The organism is Croceimicrobium sp., from assembly GCF_965228705.1.
GTDB lineage: Bacteria > Bacteroidota > Bacteroidia > Flavobacteriales > Schleiferiaceae > Croceimicrobium.
In genome coordinates, this window is the sequence record NZ_OZ245832.1 from 529,788 (window position 1) to 551,046 (window position 21,259).

The 21,259-nt window shown below is 43.1% G+C and carries 20 protein-coding genes; 8 read left to right on the forward strand and 12 right to left on the reverse strand.

What is annotated here, in order from left to right; translation table 11 throughout:
* The gene (locus tag ACO05P_RS02230) at window positions 1-987 is read right to left on the reverse strand and encodes a Gfo/Idh/MocA family protein (RefSeq protein WP_421753161.1); all 987 of its coding nucleotides are present in this window, start codon (window positions 985-987) and stop codon (window positions 1-3) included.
* Window positions 988-1,121: 134 nt separating this feature from the next.
* Here ACO05P_RS02230 and ACO05P_RS02235 point away from each other — a divergent pair, with 134 nt between their 5' ends.
* A complete protein-coding gene (locus ACO05P_RS02235; protein ID WP_421753162.1) occupies window positions 1,122-1,763 on the forward strand; it encodes a protein-L-isoaspartate(D-aspartate) O-methyltransferase in 642 nt (213 codons plus the stop codon).
* On the opposite strand, the gene ACO05P_RS02240 is transcribed toward ACO05P_RS02235, so the two are convergent.
* The 3 genes from ACO05P_RS02240 to ACO05P_RS02250 form a co-directional block, all read right to left on the reverse strand.
* Window positions 1,760-2,254, reverse strand: coding sequence for a hypothetical protein (locus ACO05P_RS02240; protein ID WP_421753163.1), 495 nt, complete (start codon window positions 2,252-2,254; stop codon window positions 1,760-1,762). The two genes, ACO05P_RS02235 and ACO05P_RS02240, sit on opposite strands and share 4 nt — an antisense overlap.
* Complete coding sequence (locus tag ACO05P_RS02245; protein ID WP_421753164.1) at window positions 2,254-3,048, reverse strand: TIGR00266 family protein; 795 nt, start codon at window positions 3,046-3,048, stop codon at window positions 2,254-2,256. Before ACO05P_RS02245 ends, ACO05P_RS02240 begins: the two co-directional genes overlap by 1 nt.
* Window positions 3,049-3,115: 67 nt before the next feature.
* Window positions 3,116-3,460 (reverse strand): hypothetical protein, encoded by a 345-nt coding sequence (locus ACO05P_RS02250; protein WP_421753165.1) that lies wholly within the window; start codon window positions 3,458-3,460, stop codon window positions 3,116-3,118.
* Between the two features lie 172 nt (window positions 3,461-3,632).
* On the opposite strand from ACO05P_RS02250, the gene ACO05P_RS02255 reads away from it, so the two are divergent.
* Window positions 3,633-4,262, forward strand: coding sequence for a 7-carboxy-7-deazaguanine synthase QueE (locus tag ACO05P_RS02255; protein WP_421753166.1), 630 nt, complete (start codon window positions 3,633-3,635; stop codon window positions 4,260-4,262).
* Here ACO05P_RS02255 and ACO05P_RS02260 read toward each other — a convergent pair.
* Window positions 4,259-4,816, reverse strand: a complete 558-nt coding sequence (locus ACO05P_RS02260) for a DNA-3-methyladenine glycosylase I (protein WP_421753167.1) — start codon at window positions 4,814-4,816, stop codon at window positions 4,259-4,261. The genes ACO05P_RS02255 and ACO05P_RS02260 overlap by 4 nt on opposite strands.
* Window positions 4,816-6,522 (reverse strand): transcription termination factor Rho, encoded by a 1,707-nt coding sequence (gene rho, locus ACO05P_RS02265; RefSeq protein ID WP_421753168.1) that lies wholly within the window; start codon window positions 6,520-6,522, stop codon window positions 4,816-4,818. Before rho ends, ACO05P_RS02260 begins: the two co-directional genes overlap by 1 nt.
* A 188-nt stretch (window positions 6,523-6,710) precedes the next feature.
* Here rho and ACO05P_RS02270 point away from each other — a divergent pair, with 188 nt between their 5' ends.
* A complete protein-coding gene (locus tag ACO05P_RS02270; RefSeq protein WP_421753169.1) occupies window positions 6,711-7,115 on the forward strand; it encodes a DUF4293 domain-containing protein in 405 nt (134 codons plus the stop codon).
* On the opposite strand, the gene ACO05P_RS02275 is transcribed toward ACO05P_RS02270, so the two are convergent.
* Complete coding sequence (locus ACO05P_RS02275; protein WP_421753170.1) at window positions 7,112-7,615, reverse strand: metallophosphoesterase family protein; 504 nt, start codon at window positions 7,613-7,615, stop codon at window positions 7,112-7,114. The genes ACO05P_RS02270 and ACO05P_RS02275 overlap by 4 nt on opposite strands.
* On the opposite strand from ACO05P_RS02275, the gene truA reads away from it, so the two are divergent.
* Window positions 7,614-8,411 (forward strand): tRNA pseudouridine(38-40) synthase TruA, encoded by a 798-nt coding sequence (gene truA / locus ACO05P_RS02280; protein ID WP_421753171.1) that lies wholly within the window; start codon window positions 7,614-7,616, stop codon window positions 8,409-8,411. The genes ACO05P_RS02275 and truA overlap by 2 nt on opposite strands.
* Window positions 8,404-10,242, forward strand: a complete 1,839-nt coding sequence (locus tag ACO05P_RS02285) for an ABC transporter ATP-binding protein (protein WP_421753172.1) — start codon at window positions 8,404-8,406, stop codon at window positions 10,240-10,242. The genes truA and ACO05P_RS02285 overlap by 8 nt, the downstream gene beginning before the upstream one ends.
* Window positions 10,243-10,604: 362 nt before the next feature.
* Here ACO05P_RS02285 and ACO05P_RS02290 read toward each other — a convergent pair whose 3' ends face one another.
* The 4 genes from ACO05P_RS02290 to ACO05P_RS02305 form a co-directional block, all read right to left on the reverse strand.
* Entirely contained in the window at window positions 10,605-11,525 is a 921-nt protein-coding gene (locus ACO05P_RS02290) for a YeiH family protein (protein ID WP_421753173.1), read from the reverse strand.
* An 81-nt stretch (window positions 11,526-11,606) separates the two neighbouring features.
* Window positions 11,607-12,248: a hypothetical protein gene (locus tag ACO05P_RS02295; RefSeq protein ID WP_421753174.1), complete on the reverse strand. Its 642-nt coding sequence runs from the start codon at window positions 12,246-12,248 to the stop codon at window positions 11,607-11,609.
* Window positions 12,249-12,428: 180 nt separating this feature from the next.
* A complete protein-coding gene (locus ACO05P_RS02300; protein WP_421753175.1) occupies window positions 12,429-13,340 on the reverse strand; it encodes an SPFH domain-containing protein in 912 nt (303 codons plus the stop codon).
* A gap of 72 nt (window positions 13,341-13,412) precedes the next feature.
* Entirely contained in the window at window positions 13,413-14,072 is a 660-nt protein-coding gene (locus ACO05P_RS02305; RefSeq protein WP_421753176.1) for a DUF3575 domain-containing protein, read from the reverse strand.
* 65 nt (window positions 14,073-14,137) lie between these two features.
* Between ACO05P_RS02305 and ACO05P_RS02310 the strand changes: the two genes are divergently transcribed.
* The 3 genes from ACO05P_RS02310 to hutH are packed head-to-tail and all read left to right on the forward strand — an operon-like array spanning window position 14,138 to window position 17,993.
* Window positions 14,138-15,061 (forward strand): J domain-containing protein, encoded by a 924-nt coding sequence (locus tag ACO05P_RS02310; RefSeq protein WP_421753177.1) that lies wholly within the window; start codon window positions 14,138-14,140, stop codon window positions 15,059-15,061.
* A gap of 39 nt (window positions 15,062-15,100) precedes the next feature.
* The gene (hisS, locus tag ACO05P_RS02315) at window positions 15,101-16,489 is read left to right on the forward strand and encodes a histidine--tRNA ligase (RefSeq protein ID WP_421753178.1); all 1,389 of its coding nucleotides are present in this window, start codon (window positions 15,101-15,103) and stop codon (window positions 16,487-16,489) included.
* Window positions 16,476-17,993: a histidine ammonia-lyase gene (gene hutH / locus ACO05P_RS02320; RefSeq protein ID WP_421753179.1), complete on the forward strand. Its 1,518-nt coding sequence runs from the start codon at window positions 16,476-16,478 to the stop codon at window positions 17,991-17,993. The genes hisS and hutH overlap by 14 nt, the downstream gene beginning before the upstream one ends.
* Here hutH and ACO05P_RS02325 read toward each other — a convergent pair.
* Entirely contained in the window at window positions 17,990-21,208 is a 3,219-nt protein-coding gene (locus ACO05P_RS02325; protein ID WP_421753180.1) for a gliding motility-associated C-terminal domain-containing protein, read from the reverse strand. The two genes, hutH and ACO05P_RS02325, sit on opposite strands and share 4 nt — an antisense overlap.
* Window positions 21,209-21,259: the final 51 nt, after the last annotated feature.

A 21,259-nucleotide genomic window follows, 5' to 3' on the forward strand; every position in this document is an offset into this window, starting at 1 on the left:
TTACGCAATGAGGTTGAGGTTTAGTTCGATCTTGTGGAGGATTTCGTGAGCCACTTGCAAGGCTCTATAACCATCCTCCAGACTAACGCTCACTTCCTGTTTTTTATTGATTGCGGATGCAAAAGAATGTAATTCTTCTTGAATAGCGTTGATAGGTGCACATTCTGGCTGTTCAAAATAGATCTGTTTCTTCTTTCCTTCGCCTAAATCCATTATCATAGCGTAGGGATCGTCCATATCTATTTCGTTTTTCATGCGGATCAGTTCACTTTTCTTTTCCAGGAAATCTACCGTGATATAGGCATCTCTCTGGAAAATACGGGTCTTACGCATGTTCTTTAAAGATATGCGACTTGCCGTAAGGTTGGCCACGCAACCATTATCGAATTCGATCCGGGCGTTAGCGATATCCGGGCTATCGCTTAATACTGCAACACCGCTTGCTGAAATTTTACGCACATTAGATTTTACCGCATGTAATACGATATCCAAATCGTGAATCATTAAATCGAGGACCACGGGAACATCCGTGCCTCGCGGATTAAATTCGGCCAGGCGGTGGGTTTCGATAAACATGGGGTTTTGAATCTGATCTTGCACCGATTGATAGGCAGGATTAAAACGCTCCACATGACCTACCTGGGCTTTAACTCCAGCCTCTTCACTAAGCTTAATGAGTTCACGAGCTTGTTCGGGAGTTTCGGTAATGGGCTTTTCAATAAAGAAGTGTTTTACCTTTCGTGCAGCTTTTACCCCCAGATCGTAATGGTTTAAGGTAGGAGTTACAATATCCACTACGTCTACAGCGTCCATTAAGGCGTCCATATCGGCATAAGCAGGTACACCTAATTCTTCACTTACAATCTGAGCCCTTTGTGCATCCGGGTCGTAAAATCCTACGAGATGGTATACTTCAGGTAAATTCTGGATACACTTCAAGTGAATTTTTCCAAGGTGCCCGGCACCTAAAACTCCGATTTTTAACATGCTTCTAATTCTGCCTCAAAGGTAAGGTAAGGCTTTTACTTGTTCGGATGCAGCGCTTGGAACTGTTCACAAAAAGCTGTTTATTTTTATAAGTCAATGAAATTTCTTCGGGCCGGAATTAAGATTTTTGTGGAGTGGGAGATTTAGCACGACATCGCGGTAAGCGCAATAATTTGGTGAAGCTCTTAATTGAAAAGGGCATTCGTGATCGGGAGGTATTAAAAGCCATTGGCAAAGTGCCTCGCCATTTGTTTATTGATTCTAGCTTTGAGGAATTTGCCTATCAGGACAAAGCTTTCCCGATTGCTGCCGGTCAAACTATATCTCAGCCCTATACGGTGGCCTTTCAATCTGAGAAACTGGCTTTAAGTCCGGGGCAAAAGGTGCTGGAAGTGGGAACAGGTAGTGGCTATCAGGCAGCAGTCCTCTGCGAAATGGGGATGAAAGTTTTTAGCATTGAAAGGCAAAAAGAGCTTTTTAATGCCACCAGACCTTTATTGCAGAAATTGGGGTATACCCTATATACCAAATATGGAGATGGTTATGCGGGACTGCCAAATCATGCGCCCTTTGATGGAATTATTGTAACTGCGGGGGCACCAGAAATTCCCAAGGCTTTATTGCATCAACTTAAAGTTGGTGGCCGATTGGTGATTCCGGTTGGAACTAATGTGCAAAAAATGAAAGTCCTGATCCGAAAAACGGAAAAGGACTTTGAATTACAAGATCATGGCGACTTCAGGTTTGTCCCCATGTTGCACGATAAGAATCATTAGAAATCTTCGTCGAAACGGGTGCCGATAAAGAGCAATCCCTTGCCATTGAAGTAGAGCTCGTAATTTAGGTCTACCATAGTTTGCAGCCCTTCATGCTCGAAGCTGAAGCGCATATAGCACTGATACCAGTTCTTCCATTTAGGGTGCGGAACATAGGCACTTTCGAGATAAGTTAATTCGGCTCCCTTTATGCTGGCGGCACGATATTCTTGCACAATGAGTCCCAGTTTTTTTTCGAACTCAATTTTATCATTGGCATAGGTTTCCTGCATGCGAAGTTTCCATTCCTCTTTTTCAGCACTTTCCAACTTTTGTTCATCAATCAGTTGTTTCCAACTTTTAATACGGATGTATTCCAAGTTCGGATAGGAGCCCGTATCGCTAATTAGGCTGAAAATGCCCTGGCCGAACTTCTCAAAGTCGGCCTCAGTCTGGGCGTGCAGCTGCGAAACAAAAAGGAATAAACTGAATAAAAGGGTCTTTCGTAACATTAATTATCTCCGTCTAATAGGTCTCCAAGGCCGCCTAAGATACTACCTTCTCCTTTGCGGCTTCCACCAACTTTAGGAGCAGAGGCAATGATACGGTCGGCCAATCGGCTAAAAGGCAAAGATTGAATGAAAACCTTACCTGGCCCTCTTAAATGGGCATAAAAAAAGCCTTCGCCTCCGAATAAACTGTTCTTTAATCCGCCAATAAACTGAATATCATAATCTACGCTCGGTGTAAAAGCTACCAGGCAGCCGGTATCTACTCTCAGCGTTTCGCCCGGACCCAGTATTTTTTCGATAATGGTCCCCCCGGCATGTAAGAAGGCCATACCATCGCCTTCCAGTTTTTGCATGATAAATCCTTCGCCTCCAAAAAGTCCTACGCCTAATTTTTTACGGAACTCAAGGCTTACGCTAACTCCTTGTGCGGCACATAAGAAGGCATCTTTCTGGCAAATGATTTTCCCGCCCTCTTCTCCTAAATGAAAGGGAATGATTTTCCCGGGATATGGAGAGGCGAAATACACCTTCTTTTTGCCGGTACCCTGGTTACTATAGGCGGTCATAAAAAGTCCTTCTCCGGTTAAAGCGCGTTTACCGGCATTCCAAACTTTGCCAAAAAAGCTTTCGTTTGAGTTTGATCCGTCGCCAAAAATGGTTTCCATGGCAATGCCATCTTCCATCATCATCATGCTGCCAGTCTCAGCAATCGCCGTTTCTAAAGGGTCGAGTTCTATTTCTACCGCTTGCATTTCTTCACCAATGAGGCGGTAATCGATTTCGTGTGCTTTCATACTAGGTTTTAGTCAAAATTAAAAAGGAGGGGCATGCAAAATGCGGCTCCTCCTTGAATTATAGATCTTAATAGCGAAGATTTAATAAGAGTTCAAAGCTTTGTCCTACGGAATCTTCAGGAAGGTAGATTGCCAATTTTTCCAGAGCTTTCTTTAAGAGAAGGTCAGCTACTCCATTGCCACAGTCTACGGATAGCACTTTTAGTTGATGGTTTTCGCCTACTTCTATTTGAACAATGGCTTGCTTATCATGCATTTGACCTACCAGTTCGGAAGGTATTTGGAAGCGTGAGCTGATTTGGCGGCTCACTTGATTTTGGACATTCTGTTCGGTGCTTAAACTGTCGTTTCCGGCAAAGACAGTACCGGTACTCAGGCCTAAAGCCAAGAAGAAGATTTTTAGTGATTTCATGTTTTATGTTTTTTCTATGCTGTTAGTACGGATATGACACTAAAAATTACGCTGGCGAAGTATGGATTACAGGCTTTAGGATTTTTTTAGCATTTGAATACCTTCTTATAGCTTTCCGCTATGAGCGCTTTGAAAGCCTTGCTATGCCATTATTAAGAAATACTTTTGCAGCATGGATGCAGCGATTAAAGCTCAGGTAGAGGCGGGAACCATGCTTCCTTTAATGGAAGAGTTTTATACGATACAAGGTGAAGGTTACCATACCGGAAAGGCCGCCTACTTTATTCGCATTGGTGGATGCGATGTAGGATGCCATTGGTGTGATGTGAAGGAAAGTTGGAATGCCGATTTACATCCACCTACCGCTATTGAGCAGGTGGTGGAGAATGCCGCGCATTATTCCAATACGGTAGTGATTACAGGGGGTGAGCCCTTAACCTGGAATATGGGACCTATTACCAAAGCCTTAAAAGCCAAAGGTTTGCAGGTTCATATCGAAACTTCCGGGGCTTATCCTTTAACGGGAAGCTGGGATTGGATTTGCTTGTCGCCAAAGAAAACCAAACCGCCGGTACCGGAGGTCTATGAGCAGGCGCATGAATTGAAAGTGATTGTTTTCAATAATCACGATTTTAAGTGGGCGGAAGAGCATGCAGCCAAGGTCTCGCCCCATTGTAAACTTTTCTTACAACCCGAGTGGAGTAAAAGGGAGCTTATGCTACCCAAGATTAGCGAATATGTAATGGCTAATCCTCAGTGGCAGATTTCGCTGCAAACCCATAAGTACATCGGTATTCCTTAGCGGCCGTAGTGCTCCTTGATTTCTTCCTGAGCTAGTTTATAACAGGCACATTCCGGATCGTGCGCACCTTCTTTAAAACCACTACTCATTAGAAATTCATTGACGATTTCGGGGCCGGTAAATTTAAAGTGCAGTTTAAAGAGTTTTACCCAGGCTTTTATATCCTGCTCTCCCTGCTCTAGTAGCCATTGCTTGAAGCTTCCGTGTTCCGATTGAATTTTTTGGATGGCCTGAGCATTGTAAATCGCAGCTTTAATTTTAAGTCGATTGCGAATAATCCCGGCATCACTGCGTAAACGAGCTTCATCTTCTTCATCAAAGGCAGCCACAGTGTTAATGTCATATCCGGCGAAAGCCGCCTTAAAATTATCCTGCTTTTTGAGAATGGTAATCCAGCTAAGGCCCGCCTGATTTATTTCTAAAATCAAGCGGCCAAAGAGTGCATTGTCATCTTCCAGGGGAAATCCGTATTGGCTATCGTGGTATTTGCGATGCAGGTGATCTGCGGGCAGGTCCTGCACATAGGCACAATAACTTTTCGGATTAAGGGCCATTATCCGTTCATGCTAGCCAGGAACTCGGCATTGTCCTGGGTTTTGTTCATACGATCGTAGAGGAATTCCATGGCTTCTACTGAAGTCATATCCGCTAAATGGCGACGTAAGATGTACATTCTTTGCAGTACATCGCGATCCAATAGCAGGTCTTCTTTACGGGTACCAGAGCTCATGAGGTCGATAGCAGGCCAGATACGGCGGTTGGCAATGCGGCGATCGAGCTGCATTTCCATATTACCGGTACCTTTAAATTCTTCGAAGATTACTTCGTCCATTTTGGAACCTGTATCGATAAGGGCAGTCGCTAAGATGGTTAATGAGCCACCATTCTCAATTTTACGTGCGGCACCAAAGAAGCGCTTAGGCTTGTGTAAGGCATTGGCATCTACACCTCCAGAAAGAACTTTTCCGGAAGCAGGTGATACAGTGTTATAAGCTCGGGCCAATCGGGTAATGGAGTCTAATAAGATCACGACATCATGACCACATTCGGTCATGCGTTTGGCTTTTTCCAATACGATATTGGCCACTTTTACGTGACGGTCTGCGGGCTCATCAAAAGTAGAAGCTACTACTTCTGCATTTACTGAGCGTGCCATATCGGTAACCTCTTCCGGACGTTCATCGATCAAGAGGATGATCATATAACATTCGGGGTGATTAGCGGCAATGGCATTGGCAACCTCCTTTAATAAGGTAGTCTTACCGGTTTTAGGCTGGGCTACTAATAAACCACGCTGGCCTTTTCCGATAGGAGAGAAGAGGTCGATGATTCGCGTAGATAAAGTGCCACGACGATGGGTAATATTGAATTTTTCTTGTGGGAAAAGCGGAGTTAAATGCTCAAAAGCAACGCGGTCGCGAATCCAGTCAGGCTCGCGTCCATTGATGCTTTCCACCTTTACCAAAGGGAAATATTTCTCACCTTCTTTTGGAGGGCGAATTTGGCCACGGACGGTATCGCCGGTGCGCAGGCCAAAGAGTTTAATTTGGTTTTGGCTTACGTAAATATCGTCGGGGGAGTTTAAGTAATTAAAGTCGCTCGAACGTAAGAAGCCATAGCCATCGGGCATCATTTCCAAAACCCCTTCACTTACAACAATCCCGTCGAAATCATATTCCTGGCGTCGATTGCGATGCTGGTGGTTATTGTTATTCCCCTGATTGTTTCCTTTTTGATTTGAACCTGAATTGGGGTTGTTTGAATTATTGTTGTCGTTGTTTTTCTGACGACGTTCCCGATGTTGATTCGGATTATTCTTGTTAGAATTCTGCCCTTGACCCTGGTTTTGCCCTTGATTGTGCCCGGCATTCGAATTTTGATTCGAGTTCCCTGAGTCTTTATCAGCTCGGCGGCGATCTTCATTGGCATTCCCTCGGTTGCGGTTACGGTCCTGATTTTCAGGATTTTCATCCTTTGGGTTTCGTTTTCGTGGCCGACGAGCAGGATTTTCTTCTGATTTAGCCTCAGTAGACTCTGCAGGCTTGGCTTCCACTGGACTCGCTTTTGTTTGATCTTCAGCAGCAGGCTTTTCGTCCTTAGCAGGTTCTTTAATGGCCTTAGGGTCAACTGCTTGTTTATCAAGGATAGCGTAAACCAGATCCATTTTCTTCATGGATTTGAAACGCGAAATTTTAGAAGCTTCTGCGATTTGCTTTAACTCGGGCAGCTTCAAAGCCTTTAATTGGTTGATGTCGTACATGGACTAAACAAGAAATGAAAGAAATATTCTTAATCGAGAGAGATGTAAGTCTGATTGGAGAATTTCTACCAGTACCCTTTTGATCAGGGTGTTCGAGAAATTTGATACTGGCAATAATACAAAGATTTGCTCAAAACAAAATAGGCTCGCAGTTTTTTTAGCAATTTTGGAGTCCCAAATCCAATTCGATGATTCAGCGCATTCAATCGCTTTATTTTTTAGGTGCTGCCCTGGTGAGTGGTGGCCTGTCCTTCATGGTTTCATTTTTTGCCGGCGATAATGGGCCGGTGATGCTCCATGATGATTTTATCTTTCTTAGTCTCTTTTTGGCAGTGGCCGCTTTGTCGCTTGGCGCTTTGTTCTCCTTTAAGAAGCGTCGCAATCAGGTGGTATTAGGTCGTTTGGCCATTTTGATTTCCTTCACCGTATTTGGCTTTATGCTATACCATTGGTATGAAGTATATCAAGCTGCATCCGACCGATTAGGCATAGGGGTCTTTTTACCCTTATTGGCTATTATTTTACTCTCTATGGCCAATCGGGCGGTAATGAAGGATGAATACAAAGTTCAGGCGGCGGATCGTTTCCGTTAATTTTTAGGCCAGCGAGGCCATTCGGCTACAGCCAGATCCGAAATTTTACCTTTTTCAATTTTAAATTGAAGCAAGGTTCTTACTTGATGAAATCCTTGTAAGCCTACCGCACCGGGATTCATATGCATATGCCCAAACTGGGGATCACGCATTACTTTAAGAATGTGGCTATGTCCGCAGATAAAAAGATCGGGTTTTAATTCGCCCAGTAATTTTTTTACGCGACCATTGTATCTGGCCGGATAGCCTGCGATGTGAGTCATTAAGACTTTAATACCCTCAATTTCGAAGCTGTTGTTTAAGGGGAATTCCTGCCGAAGCTCCTGAGCATCAATATTACCGTATACCGCTCTGAGAGGGGCAATTTTTTGCAGTATTTGGGCGGTTTTTAGGTCACCAATATCGCCGGCATGCCAAATCTCATCACTTCCCTTAAGCTGTTTAAGGATGGCAGGGTCAATATGTGAATGACTATCGCTTAATAAACTAATCTGCACCATGCTTCGCCTACCTATTAATACCTTTGCCGCAAAGAAACGGCCTTTGCGATATTTTTTAAAATTGGCGTACCGTGGCACAGCCTTTCATGGTTGGCAAATTCAGCCTAATGCAATTAGTGTTCAGGAACTTATAAATCAAAAACTTTCTTTGATTTTGGGTCGACCGATAAATATTGTAGGTGCAGGAAGGACAGATACCGGGGTGCATGCCCGTGAAATGTATGCACACTTTGATTGGGAGGAAGCTCTTTCGGATAAAGGAAAGCTGCTCAATGCTCTCAATAAAATGCTGGCGCCCGACATCGTAATTGAAGCCCTATTACCGGTTAAAGCAGATGCTCATGCGCGCTTTGATGCAAGCGAAAGGGCATATGAATACCATATCCAGCGAAAGCGCAGTCCCTTTTCCGGTGATTTGGCCAGTCCTATTTTTATTCCTTTGGATTTTGAAGCTATGCAATCGGCGGCCCAGCGATTAATTTTTAAAGGCGATTTCAGCTCCTTTTCTAAATCGAAAACCCAAACTAAAACGAATATTTGCGAGCTTCGCGAAGCCTATTGGGAAGAGCTTGGAGACCTTTGGATATTCCACGTTCGAGCCGATCGTTTCTTGCGAAATATGGTTCGGGCTATTGTAGGAAGCTTATTAGAGGTGGGAAAAGGACGCATGTCGGAAGCTGAGTTTGTAGAAATGATTGCTGCCAAAGATCGTCGATTGGCGGGTGAATCTGCTCCGGCCCAAGGCTTATATTTAACCCGGGTATTATACCCCAACGATATTTTCTTAAATGGCTAAAAGCGTTAGCGGTAAAGCATTTGATTTACATCTTTTAGCAAAAATCCTGAAGTATGCGAAACCTTACCGTTTTGTGTTTTACGGATCTTTTGTGCTTACTCTGGTATTAAGTGCCCTTTCTACCACCCGTCCGATTCTTATCCAGTATGTGATCGATAATTTTATTAGTGAGCCCAATTTACAGGGCTTAACAAATTATATGTTGATCCTTACGGTATTATTGGTGATGGAAGCCCTGGTGCAGTTCCTGTTTATCTTTGGTGCCAATTATCTAGGTCAGAGTATTATCCGCGATTTACGGGTGCAGCTTTTTGAGCATATCCTTTCTTTTAAGCTGAAGTATTTCGATCAAACTCCTATTGGAACTCTGGTTACGCGTGCGGTAAGTGATATTGAAACTATTGCTGACATTTTTGCACAAGGTATCCTGGTAATCTTTGGTGATCTCCTCAAGATTTTGGTCATGGTAAGTGCCATGTTCTATTTCTTTGATTATCGCCTGGTATTGATCTCACTTTCAGTAGTTCCTGTGCTTTATTATGCTACCCGATTATTCCAGTTGAAGATAAAATCAGCCTTTCAGGATGTTCGTACCCAGGTAGCCGAGCTCAATGCTTTTGTACAGGAGCATATCAGTGGGATGAATGTGGTGCAGATATTCAATCGGGAAAAAGCAGAACTGAATCGTTTTAAGGAGATAAATGCCAAACACCGCGAAGCCAATATTCGCTCCATTTGGTATTTCTCTATTTTCCTACCCGTAATCGAAATAATGAGCGCTATCAGTATCGGATTGGTGGTTTGGTACGGAGGTTTGGAAGCTGCTAGTTTATCAGGCAAGCACAGTTTGCAGATTTGGCTTTACGATAGCTTTAATTGGGATACCGGCTCTTTAATTCGAGAAATTACCCTGGGTGAGATTACGGCGATCATCATTTTTGTGAATATGCTATTCCGTCCCTTACGTCAATTAGCCGATCGTTTTAATACCCTGCAGATGGGAATGGTGAGTAGCGAGCGGGTATTTAAAATATTGGATACCAAGGATCGTATCGAAGACAAGGGAGAGCTCGAATTAAGCGAAGTAAAAGGCGAGATTGAATTCCGTAAGGTTAGCTTCGGATATAAAGAGGGTGAACCAATTATAAAGGATTTAAGCTTTAAGGCGGAACCAGGCAAAATGCTGGCAATAGTGGGCGCTACCGGAGCCGGTAAATCTACATTGATTAACCTGCTAGGACGCTTTTATGAGATTTGGTCTGGAGAAATATTGTTGGATGGCGTGGATATACGTAAAGTGAAATTAAGCAGCTTGCGCGAGCATTTGGCGGTGGTTTTACAAGACGTATTCCTTTTTAGTGACAGCATTCGCAATAACATTACCCTCAATAAGGACATTTCGCATGAGGAAGTAACTGAAGCGGCAGAGTTCATAGGCGTTAGCGACTTTATTGAAACCTTGCCTGATCAATATGATTACGATGTACAGGAGCGGGGCAATATGTTATCCGTAGGACAGCGACAATTACTCTCCTTCTTAAGGGCCTATGTTTCGAATCCATCGGTATTAATTCTGGATGAGGCGACCAGCTCGATCGACACACAAAGCGAGAATTTAATCCAAAAGGCAATTGAGAAGATCACCAAAGGGAGAACTTCGGTGGTGATTGCTCACCGATTAGCAACTATTAAAGCTGCTGATAAAATTCTGGTGATGGATAAAGGTAGGGTAGTAGAAGAAGGCAAGCATCAGGAATTATTAGAGAAGGGAGGATATTATGCCCGCCTTTATCAAATGCAGTTCAAGTCAGAGGAAAATTCTCCTGCTTAAATTTGAGGTATCGATAGATCAAAACGCAAATACAATTCGGATTTAAACCTGGCCTTTTGGTTCCATGTTCTCATTACCCTATTGGCCTGGGTCGGACCTTTTCTTTTTTCCTGGTATTTAATGATTAGCGCCTATGCTATTGTACAAGTTCAATTCTGGATTTTTGGGCGCTGTTTGCTAAATAAAAGTCATGGCTTGGAAGACCAAAACAATGCGACCTTTTACTCTGTACTATTCGATATCCTTGGGATAGAACACAATACCGAAAGGTTAAAGCTTTGGGTACGGAAATGGGTTTACCCTTTATTGGGATTGTTTACCCTGGTTTTACAGCTAATACTGAATTGGAAGCCTTTGCTATTCTAGATATAGAGAATGGCGCTGAGGCTGCCAATACCAATAAAGAGCCACAAGAGCAGTCCCAGTAAAAGTGCTCTCCAACCAGCAGATTTAATTTTCTCGATGGATATACCGGCACCTACCAGAAATAGGGTAGCGGTAAGAATACGACGAGCGATCAGACTTATTCCACCGCTAATTGCTTCGGGGAAGCCCACAAAAGTGTTGAGGATCATGGCCGCTAAAAACAGCAGAATGAAATAAGGGAATTTAATTTTTCCGCCTTTACGTAGAAATAAGCTGGTGATTAAAGCCAGAGGGATAATCCAAAGCGCACGTACCAGTTTTACAGTGGTGGCAATCTCCAAAGCTTCTTCTCCATAGGCGGAGGCCGCTCCCACCACAGAGCTGGTATCATGAATGGCAATGGCCGCCCAGGTTCCAAAGTCTACTTGACTTAATTCCAGCCAGGTTCCGATCGTTGGGAAAATGAGCAGGGCTACTGAATTTAACAGAAAAACAGTTCCTAAGGCCATGCTAATGTCTTTCTCTTCAGCTTTGAGGATAGGCGACATGGCCGCAATGGCACTACCGCCACAAATTGCGGTACCACTGGAAAGAAGGTAACTACTGGTGAAGTTTAATTTAAGCGCTTTACCTAAGATCCAGCCTAATAGTAGGGTACTGGCTATACTAAAAACGGTAAGGACTAAACCTTCGGTACTACTGGCTAAAGCCTGATTGGCATTGATTCCAAAACCTAATCCCACTACGGCTGATTTCAGAGACCAGTTTATGGCATCTTTGTTTTTGGCTCCCAGCGGGTTTGGGAAGAATAATTGAAAGAGAAATCCCAGCACCATGGCGAGGGGAGGTCCAATCCAGGGGCTTAAGCTTAGGATTAGCAGAATAAGAAATAGCGGGGTGCCGAATTGTTTTTTCAATTTCAAACTTTGAGGCAAAGGTAAGTTTGGGATGAGAAAGCTTTGGGTGACCTATATCCCGCTCTAAAACTTGCCTGGAGATTAGAGTCTTTTCGAAACTCCCATCCGGAGTATCCCCATGATATCCGGACTGGCAGTATTACCTAAAAGTCCATCAATATCATCAGAGAAGGTAGTTCGGAAACCAATATTCAAATTAAAGGACCACTGAGGATTAATGCGGATTTTAGCACCTCCACCCAATTCCACAACGGGTAGAATTAGAAATCCGTCAACACTGGGGTAGAAGAAATTATCGCTGGGCTCTAAGGAGTTGGATTGAGCAACAATTCCAGTTAATACATGTAAATAGGGGCGAAAGGGTTGGTATAAATTCGCCACATTATGATTATTGTTCAGGTAAATATTGAGGCCACCACTTATAGAAAACTGATTCATTGTGGCCCGCATAATTGAGATATTAGAGGGGTCCGAATCGTTGATATAGTCCAAATTAATCCAAAGGTAATCCCCTTTAATTGCAAATTCGAATCGAGGATTGGCAAAGGGAAAATCATAACCCATTCCAAAGCCCAGTGCGATATCGTCACTTACTACATTTCCGCCAGAGGCTTCTCCTTGTACAACCATACCATTAAAATTATAGTTAACGGTATTTTGGGCCTGTAAAAGGTAGGTGCTTAAACAAAGTAAGCCTAGAATCCTAAAAAAGTTCTTTTCCATCGAATCCGTGTTTATTCCCTCCTTGCGACAAATCTAAGGCATTCCATTTAGTCTGCCGGAACCAATACTGTGAAAAAAAACAAGATGGGGGAATTTCCCCTGCTACAGAAGAGATTCCCCATCTAAAATTTTATTAGTCAAATAGTAATCAAGCTATGAAGCTCTGATAAATAGACTCTCTTATTCTGATTTACTATTTTGATTCATCTCGGCCACTTTATTTCCTACAGCAAAGGAAGAAACCAGATCATTTAACATATTACTGGCTGCATTAGGGCTGTTTGGTAGCAAGATTAAATTGCTATTGGTGCCTTCACTTACGGCATGTAATGTGTCATAATGTTGCGTAATTACAATTAAAGCAGATGCTTCCTGGGAATTAATACCTACCTGGTTCAATACCTCTACAGATTCTTCCAAACCTTTGGCAATTTCGCGACGTTGGTCGGCAATACCCTGACCTTGTAATCGCTTACTTTCTGCTTCGGCGGTTGCTTTGGCTACGATGCGAATTCGTTCTGCTTCACCTTCATATTCGGCCGCCGTTTTTTGACGTTCTGCAGCATTAATGCGGTTCATGGCGCTTTTAACGGCATCATCCGGATCAATATCGGTAACCAGAGCCTTGATAATTCCGTAGCCATAAGTATTCATCGCTTCTTCTAATTCGCGACGAATGGCAATAGCGATATCGTCTTTTTTCTCGAAGACATCATCTAAACGAAGTTTGGGAACTTCTGCCCGCACCGTATCGAATACATAGCTGCGGATTTGCTCATGAGGATTATCCAATTTGTAGAAGGCATCGTAAACTGCATCCTCCAAAACCACAAACTGAACAGATACTTTCATTTGCACGAAAACATCATCTTTTGTCTTGGTTTCAACAATTACATCGAGCTGTTGGATTCTTAGACTCATGCGACCAGACACCCGATCGACCATTGGGATTAGCACATGTAAGCCGGGTTTGCGAATTGCGATGAACTTTCCAAATCGTTCTACAATAGCTACTTGCTGTTGCTTCACGATGAATAAACCGAAGATCAGAAGAATCAGGCCGACAACGACCAAAATAATGTATTGAGCCATTTTTAAAATTTTAGCTCAAATTAGGAATAAGCTCGCTATCCTTGCTTTGCTAGAGCATTATTTTTTTAGGATTTATCGCCAGAAGTCAAAGGCATAGGATGCACCAATACCTGTGCTGAAAATCCAGTCATTTACATTGGAGGTTCCGTGAAAGGCATCCCAATTATCACTGGTACCATACTTAAATGAGATTTGAGCTTCCATACTCCAATGCGAATTCAGGAAAATCCTGTAACCACCTTGTAACATATTGCTAAAGGATAGCCCCCAATCCCGACTGTAAAATGGATTTGTGGCATTGAAATCATTGGGAATTTGGTACTGATTTTTATTTAAGCTGATTCCGGCATACAATGCGATAAAGAAGGCATCTTGATATTTCTCCGGAACATAGTCCTTTAAATCACGATCAAAGTAATAGCGCAAGCCCAACATAGGGCTAATGATAAAGGAATAGGCTTGCAGCTCTGGGATACTGCCGCCCTCCTGTGCAGTAACGCGAGAGTTCATCGCATTAATATCGAGCAGACTACTTATTTGCCAACGCTCATCGCGTGGAATCCATTTGTTGTAAACCACAGCAATATTTGCCCCCGGCTCACTTAAAAGTTGACCTTCTGCGGTGGTCTCTCCCCTAAAAAAGGAGGTGCCGGAATTTACTCCCAGACTGTAGTATTGGGCCTGTACTATAACAGGCAGCCACAAAAAGCTCAGAAAAATCCATCTTCTCATAGTACCTTATTTATACATTTAGCGTTCAAATTAGCCCCTTTAGTATTTCGAGAACCGCTATTTCCTTGGAGAATTATTATAAGATTCTAGGTTTAAGTCCTGATGCCAATCTGCAGGAGGTGAAAAAGGCTTACCGCCGATTAGCCCTCAAATACCATCCTGATTTGCAGAGTGGTAATGAGGACTATTTCAAGAAAATCGTGGAGGCCTATGAAATGATTCGTTCGCATATCGATTCGCGATCGAGTAGAAGGGAAATGAGTCCCGAAGAATTGGTGCGCTTCTATGAGTTATTGAAGGCTGCCGCTGAGGAAAAGGCAAAGCAAAAAGCCTTTGCCAGGGCAGCCAGAGTGCGCGCAAAGAAAATTGAGGATCAAAACAGAGCTTACAGCATTGCGGTTTATTCCTTAATCGGCATTTTGGTATTGGCATTTTTCTCCTATAAATCCTATTTCTGGTTTAATGATTACCAAATCAATCGTAATCCCGCTGAGACGATGGCCAAGGTGGTAGGAATCGAAAATCATCGTGTGGTCTATACCTTCGAAGTGGAGGATGAAGTATATGAAGAAAGGGCTTATGTTAAAGGAAGTGGTGTAATCATGTATGCATCCAATGGAATGCCTTTAAAGCTTGGTGATGAATTTGTACTGCGCTATCGAAAAGACAAACCTGGCTATCACGATTTAAACACCTATTCTGTGGCCAGTCATACTTTTAATCGCTATATCGATTTGGCAAGTGCTGCCATTTTACAGTATTCCTATAATAAAATGGAGGAGGAGCCTGATCTTATAAAAAAGGTAGAGGCTCGTTGTATGGCCTATTTGATCTATCAGAAATTTGGAATTGAAGGCCTGGCAAGTTGCTACCATTTTGATACTCATCCTTTTGATCATTTTAAAGACAATAGTCTAAGCTGGTATTTCTTTTGGGATAAGGATGAAGTAAAGGAAATCCGGGAAGCTTGCCGGATCCGCAAAGCTTGAGGCCCGAATAATTGGCTAATTTTGCGGCAAATTTTAGCTATGGCCTCTAAAGCATCCAACCCTCGCGGTACTCGAGATCTTCTTCCAGAAGTGATGGTACAACGAGAGTACATTCTGGAAATTTTAAAAGATACCTTCAGGAAATACGGCTTTTTGCCGATTGAAACTCCCGCTCTGGAAAAGTTGGAAACTCTTACCGGTAAGTATGGTGAGGAAGGAGATCGTCTAATCTTTAAAGTTTTACCACGCGGAGATAAGTTTGACAAAGCTTTTCACGCTGCTGATGCTGAGGAAGCCCGCGAAAAATTGAGTCATAACCTGGAAGAGGCTTTGCGTTATGACCTTACGGTTCCCTTCGCACGCTTTGTAGTTCAAAACCACAATGCATTGCATTTTCCCTTCAAACGCTATCAAATTCAGCCTGTATGGCGGGCAGATCGACCTGCCAAAGGGCGTTTTCGCGAATTCTATCAATGCGATGCCGATGTAGTTGGTTCTTCCTCTCTTTGGCAGGAAGTGGATTTTATCGGGATTTATAAACAGGTGTTTTCAAAATTAGGCCTGCCTATCCGGCTAAAGATGAATCACCGAAAGGTATTACAAGGTTTAACCGAAAAATTTGGAGTTGAAAATGATTTTCAAGCCTTTACGGTGGCTTTGGACAAATTGGATAAGGTAGGCCTGGCAGGCGTTCAAAAGGAGATGAGCGAGCGTGGCTTGGCGCAAGGTGCTTTGGATGCTTTGGCATTTATTGCAGGCTTATCGGGTTCCAATACCGATGTTTTGGCTCAACTTGAGGCAGAGATCTCTGATACGGTTTCGGGTAAAGCAGGCCTGGAGGAGATTAGATTTGTGATTGAGGCCTGTGCTGAGCTCGGTCAGGAAGACGTTCTGGATTTAGATTTTACTCTGGCCAGAGGACTGGATTATTATACCGGGGCGATCTTCGAAGTAATCGCGGTAGATCTGGAATTAGGTTCCATAGGTGGCGGTGGTCGCTATGATGACCTCACTGGAATTTTTGGATTAAAGAACTTACCGGGTATTGGTATTTCCTTTGGATTGGATCGCATTCAATTGGCCTTGGAAGAAAAAGGACTCTTCCCGGAAATGACCCATGCCGGGACAGATATGTTGATGGTGAATTTTGGTGATAAGGAAGCCTTGTTTGCCAATAAATTGGCAGCTCAGTTGCGAGACCTCGGACTTAAAACCGAGCTCTATCCCGATGCTGCTAAAATGAAGAAACAATTAGACTATGCCAATAAGAAAGGCATTCGCTACGTCTTAATGATCGGTTCTCAAGAAATGGAAGAAGGCTTATTTACCTTGAAGGATATGCAGGAAGGAAGCCAAAGGAAACTCGGAGCCATCGAATTATTAGAAGCTTTTAACCCCTCTCAAAATAGCAAACATGCCAAGCACTAAATCAATCTTCAAAATAAGCGCGGCACATTTAAGCCTCTCAGATTTACATCATATCTATTATGCTTCACATGATATTGAATTAAGCGATGAAGCCCGCGAAAAAGTAGAATATTGCCGTAATTATCTCGATCAAAAAATTGAAAGAGAAGAAAACCCGGTTTACGGTATTAATACGGGTTTTGGTTCTTTGTGCAATGTAGCCATTGAGGGGAAAGACTTAAAGCGATTGCAGCTTAATTTGGTACGCTCTCATGCTTGTGGAAGTGGCGACCGCATTGACCCGGCCTATGTTAAAATGATGCTTTTTCTAAAAGCACGAGGATTATCCTATGGTCTTAGTGGTGTTAGCCCATCTACTATTGAGCAATTAATCTTCTTCTACAATAATGAAATATTGCCTGAAGTCTTCGAGCAAGGTTCTTTAGGAGCATCCGGAGATTTGGCGCCATTGGCCCATTTGAGTTTGGCCATGATGGGTGAGGGCAGAGTGCACTATCAAGGAGAATATAGAGAATCGTCTGAGGTCTTGTCTAAATTTCAAAGACCCGCAGTAGATCTTCGCTCTAAGGAAGGTATCGCCTTATTGAATGGTACCCAGTTTATGCTGTCTTTAGGCATTATGGCCAGTTTCGAACTGCGTAAGCTAGCCTTTTTAGCCGATCGGATTGCCGCCTTGTCCCTGGAAGCTTTTGATGGGCGTCCTGAGCCTTTTGATGATTTGATTCACGCTGCTCGTCCCCATAAAGGACAAAGAGCTACTGCCGCACAAATCCGTAGCTTATTGGAAGGTAGTGAGATGATTAGCCGGAAAAAAGTTCATGTACAGGATCCTTATTCTTTCCGTTGCATTCCTCAGGTACATGGTGCCAGCAAAGATGCTTTGGCCTATGCAGAACAGGTTTTTGAAACGGAATTAAACTCGGTTACCGATAATCCGACCATATTCCCGGATGAGGATAAGATTATTAGCGGGGGGAACTTCCACGGACAAACCCTGGCTCTGGCTCTTGATCATTTAGCCCTGGCCACGGCAGAATGGGCGAATATCTCAGAGCGCCGAACCTATTTATTAATTTCCGGACAAAGAGATTTACCCGCCTTTTTGGTAGCCAAACCAGGCTTAAATAGTGGTTTGATGATCGCTCAGTATACGGCTGCCTCTGTGGTTAGTCAGAATAAGCAATTGTGTACTCCTGCTTCAGTAGATAGTATCGTCTCCTCCAATGGACAGGAAGATCATGTAAGTATGGGCGCCAACGCAGCTACCAAATTGCAAAAGGTCGTAGATAATCTTAAAACAGTATTAGCCATTGAGTTAATGACCGCCTCTCAGGCCTTTTATTTCCGCAAGGAAAAAACTTCTGACGAGCTGAGTGCAATGCTGACTGCCTTCCGGGAGAAAGTACCCTTTATCGATGAGGATCGGATTTTACATCACGATATTCAAGCAGCGAGAAATTTTATTGAAGAATTTGAAGTAGGGGCTGAGCAGATTTACGCTTAGCGAATTAAACTAACAAAGCCAGTCACCTTCTGGTCTTCTTCCAGGAGAATATAGGTGTATACCCCGGAAGGTGCCTGCTGGCCATTGATAAAGCCATCCCAGAATTCTTGATAGGGTTCGTCAGTTTCATATACCAGTGAGCCCCAACGGTTGAAAATACGGAGATTGGCCCCGGTTTCACAAGGGTCTCCATAAATTTCAAATTGATCATTTAAACCGTCTCCATTGGGCGTAAAAGCATTAGGTGCAAATACTTCATTACGCACTTCTCTTACATCCAATGTAAATACCTCAGTAAAGGTTTTTGAGCAGAGGGTATCAAATACAGTTAAATAAATTTCTTTGGCTCCGGGGGTTTGATAGCGAATGGCAGGAGCTCGTCCTTCGTAGTACTGACCTTCAGTTTCCCATTCATAAATGAGGTTTTGGCGATCATTATCTAAAGCAATATCCACCTCACCATTACTGCAACTGCTAATGGTAGCTTGCACAACCGGCGCTACTGAACTGTCTACGAAACTAATGGTACGATAGGATGTATCACTGCGCATGCAAACCGTATCGAAACCAACAAGTTCAACCTCGTAGGTACCGAAGCTTGGGAATATGTGCCGTGGATTAGGGTCATTGGAACTGGTTCCATCGCCAAAATTCCATTGGTAGGTATCGGCAATAATGCTAAGGTTCTGGAACCGGGCCTCCAGGTTTTGATCACAGCCGGTATAATTTGTCAAGAAATCCGTGATAGGCTTGCGGGCAGTACCGTGCTCAATATTGATATAGGCCGTATCGGTAATCTGACAAACCGTATCATAGGCTACTAATTGAATGGTATAGTTTCCTAATTCTTGATAGGTAACTGTGGGATTAATGGCGGTAGAAGAATCGCCATTTCCAAAGATCCACTTGTAATTAGTGGCATTGCTTGAGTTGTTTAAGAGGTTTACAATTAAACCATCACAAAGGCTGTCTACAGAAGTAGAATAACTGATCTGAGCTTCGGCTGCTAAAATTTGATTGAAACTGAATTTAAATACGGCCAAATTACATCCTGGTGATCCAGAGTTTTGAGAATAAGCTCCAGGAGTAGTAGGGAAGCTCTTATTGTTGCAATTTGAGCATACGGCCTGATAGATGGTACCATCTTTACTAAAGCGACTGGTGCCTCCATCCACATGTTCATTGTCTCTGCCACCTAAATAACTTCCATATAAAAGCTTACTGGCATTGTGATCGAAAATCATGAAGTAGAAGTCACTTCCGTCGGTATTATTTTGGAAGGCATCTGAAGTAATGGGTAAGCCATAGGTGTCACCATTTTGCTGAGCAGGGAATCCAACCGAATTCGAAACACCATTCCAGCCAGAGAAATAGATATTCAAGCATTCATCCACCATAAAGGCACTGGGTACCAAATCTTGTTTGCTCTGTCCACTGCCAATCATGGTTTGCCATTTTAGATTGCTCAGGGAAGAGTCCAGTTTAGCCATAAATTGACGCGAGCCAGCACTGGAATAGACATTGGGGCTAGCTGGGAAAATTCCTTTGGTTTGGCCCACGATATAAACATCTCCATTGTAATCAACATCCAGTAAAAATGCTTGATCATCTTGGGTAGTACCAAAATAAGTACTGGCTAGCATTGTACCGGTACCCGATTGAAACTTAGCAATAAAGCCTTCATCTTCACCGGTATATGCGCTTTTATAGGCATTGGGAGTAGTAGGGAAGTCGGAGCCGGTGGTAGTGCCACAGACGTATATGACCTCATTAAAGGTTTTTACGGAATAGCCAGCTTCGGCATTTAATCCTCCGAGGTAACGACCCCATTGTAAATTGCGAAGATCGGCGGAGAATACCCCCAAAAGGGCATCTTGTGAGTTTTGATTGCGATCTTGAGAATTAGCTCCGGTTAAGGGAACATCCATGCTGAAAGTACTGCTGAGTACCACAATACTACCATCATTGGTTAAGACTACTTCGCCGCGATAATGATCGCCATAGTTCTTATAAATATCTTTATTAAAGCCATCATTGCCAGATCCTCCCCAAAAGGTAGAACCTAAGAGACTGCTTCCGTCTTTGCTTATTTTGGTAATAAAGATGTCGGTTCCGCGGTTGTAGTCATTAAAAGCGAAAGAACTTTGGAAGGTTCCACCTCCATAGGTGCTTTGGAAAGTATTGGGAGTAACCGGGAAATCAGTAGAGCCAGTATTTCCCATTAGGATTAAATTTCCTTGATCGTCACTAATTAAAGAATGAACAATTTCGATATCTCGACCTCCGAGATAGGTGGCATAGAGCAATTGACGTCCATCGGAAGAAAATTTACTGATGGTTACATCAACATTGAATATACTGTCGCCGGCAAATGAGGCTTGAAAGACACCATTGGTAGTGGGGTAATTCGCTCCGAAGTTCACCCCGGCACCATACATAGTCCCATTATCACCGTAGGTAGCGCTATTCCCAAAATTGATATCCCCTGATCCAGAGAAGGTGGCAAATTCCAAAACCGGATCAATTACCAGAGGATAGCCCTTTTGGTAACCTTTAACTTTAAAACCGAGGGTGTCGTGATTTAAGGCATAGCTAACCTGAACTTCAACTCTTTCGCCCTCAATGATTTGATAGCTGTATGGGATACGTTCAATTACTTCTCCAAAGGCAGTGCTTAAGTGCAAGGCTCCTTCTCTTATGCTTATTGCTTCTAAACCTTTGTATACGATTTTGAGATCTGCCGGATTAGCATTGGCATCTAATTCAAGATCGTATTTGAGAAATTGAGCCTGCTCGTAAAACTTAAGATCGATTCCAGGAAGAATATCTTCCAACTGATTTTCGGGGAAAGAGCCCAGATTTTTTTGCCATTTACTGGGATCATTACCCAGGATATAATTTCGGGGATAGGCAGATTCACCGCCAGGTTGCCATTTGTTTTCCTTTTTCGCACCAATATATTCAGCTTCAAAAGCTAAAGCTCGTTTGGCTTGATGATTGGCACTTTGATGGTGATGATCGTGATGAGGGTCGCCTTCGTACAGAAGAAATTTATAGCCTGAAGATTTGAAGAAAACCGCTCCTTGCTTGAGTTCCAGCTTAGCGCTGAAGTCTCCCGACCATTGGCCACGGTTCTCCACGAAATGGGCTTGCGCCTGGAGATTTTGGGCATAGCTTATCCCAAAAAAGACTAAAAATGTTAACAGTACCCTCACAGTGGGTTTAAAAATAGAGAAATTTTTGTTTTTGAATAGCTTGAGGAGCAG

What these genes read in the sequence shown, in the direction of transcription:
- ACO05P_RS02230 (WP_421753161.1), bottom strand. Translation starts at nt 987, where the DNA reads ATGTTAAAAATCGGAGTTTTAGGTGCCGGGCACCTTGGAAAAATTCAC.
- ACO05P_RS02240 (WP_421753163.1), bottom strand. Translation starts at nt 2,254, where the DNA reads ATGTTACGAAAGACCCTTTTATTCAGTTTATTCCTTTTTGTTTCGCAG.
- ACO05P_RS02245 (WP_421753164.1), bottom strand. Translation starts at nt 3,048, where the DNA reads ATGAAAGCACACGAAATCGATTACCGCCTCATTGGTGAAGAAATGCAA.
- ACO05P_RS02250 (WP_421753165.1), bottom strand. Translation starts at nt 3,460, where the DNA reads ATGAAATCACTAAAAATCTTCTTCTTGGCTTTAGGCCTGAGTACCGGT.
- ACO05P_RS02255 (WP_421753166.1), top strand. Translation starts at nt 3,633, where the DNA reads ATGGATGCAGCGATTAAAGCTCAGGTAGAGGCGGGAACCATGCTTCCT.
- ACO05P_RS02260 (WP_421753167.1), bottom strand. Translation starts at nt 4,816, where the DNA reads ATGGCCCTTAATCCGAAAAGTTATTGTGCCTATGTGCAGGACCTGCCC.
- rho (WP_421753168.1), bottom strand. Translation starts at nt 6,522, where the DNA reads ATGTACGACATCAACCAATTAAAGGCTTTGAAGCTGCCCGAGTTAAAG.
- ACO05P_RS02270 (WP_421753169.1), top strand. Translation starts at nt 6,711, where the DNA reads ATGATTCAGCGCATTCAATCGCTTTATTTTTTAGGTGCTGCCCTGGTG.
- truA (WP_421753171.1), top strand. Translation starts at nt 7,614, where the DNA reads ATGCTTCGCCTACCTATTAATACCTTTGCCGCAAAGAAACGGCCTTTG.
- ACO05P_RS02275 (WP_421753170.1), bottom strand. Translation starts at nt 7,615, where the DNA reads ATGGTGCAGATTAGTTTATTAAGCGATAGTCATTCACATATTGACCCT.
- ACO05P_RS02285 (WP_421753172.1), top strand. Translation starts at nt 8,404, where the DNA reads ATGGCTAAAAGCGTTAGCGGTAAAGCATTTGATTTACATCTTTTAGCA.
- ACO05P_RS02295 (WP_421753174.1), bottom strand. Translation starts at nt 12,248, where the DNA reads ATGGAAAAGAACTTTTTTAGGATTCTAGGCTTACTTTGTTTAAGCACC.
- ACO05P_RS02300 (WP_421753175.1), bottom strand. Translation starts at nt 13,340, where the DNA reads ATGGCTCAATACATTATTTTGGTCGTTGTCGGCCTGATTCTTCTGATC.
- ACO05P_RS02305 (WP_421753176.1), bottom strand. Translation starts at nt 14,072, where the DNA reads ATGAGAAGATGGATTTTTCTGAGCTTTTTGTGGCTGCCTGTTATAGTA.
- hisS (WP_421753178.1), top strand. Translation starts at nt 15,101, where the DNA reads ATGGCCTCTAAAGCATCCAACCCTCGCGGTACTCGAGATCTTCTTCCA.
- hutH (WP_421753179.1), top strand. Translation starts at nt 16,476, where the DNA reads ATGCCAAGCACTAAATCAATCTTCAAAATAAGCGCGGCACATTTAAGC.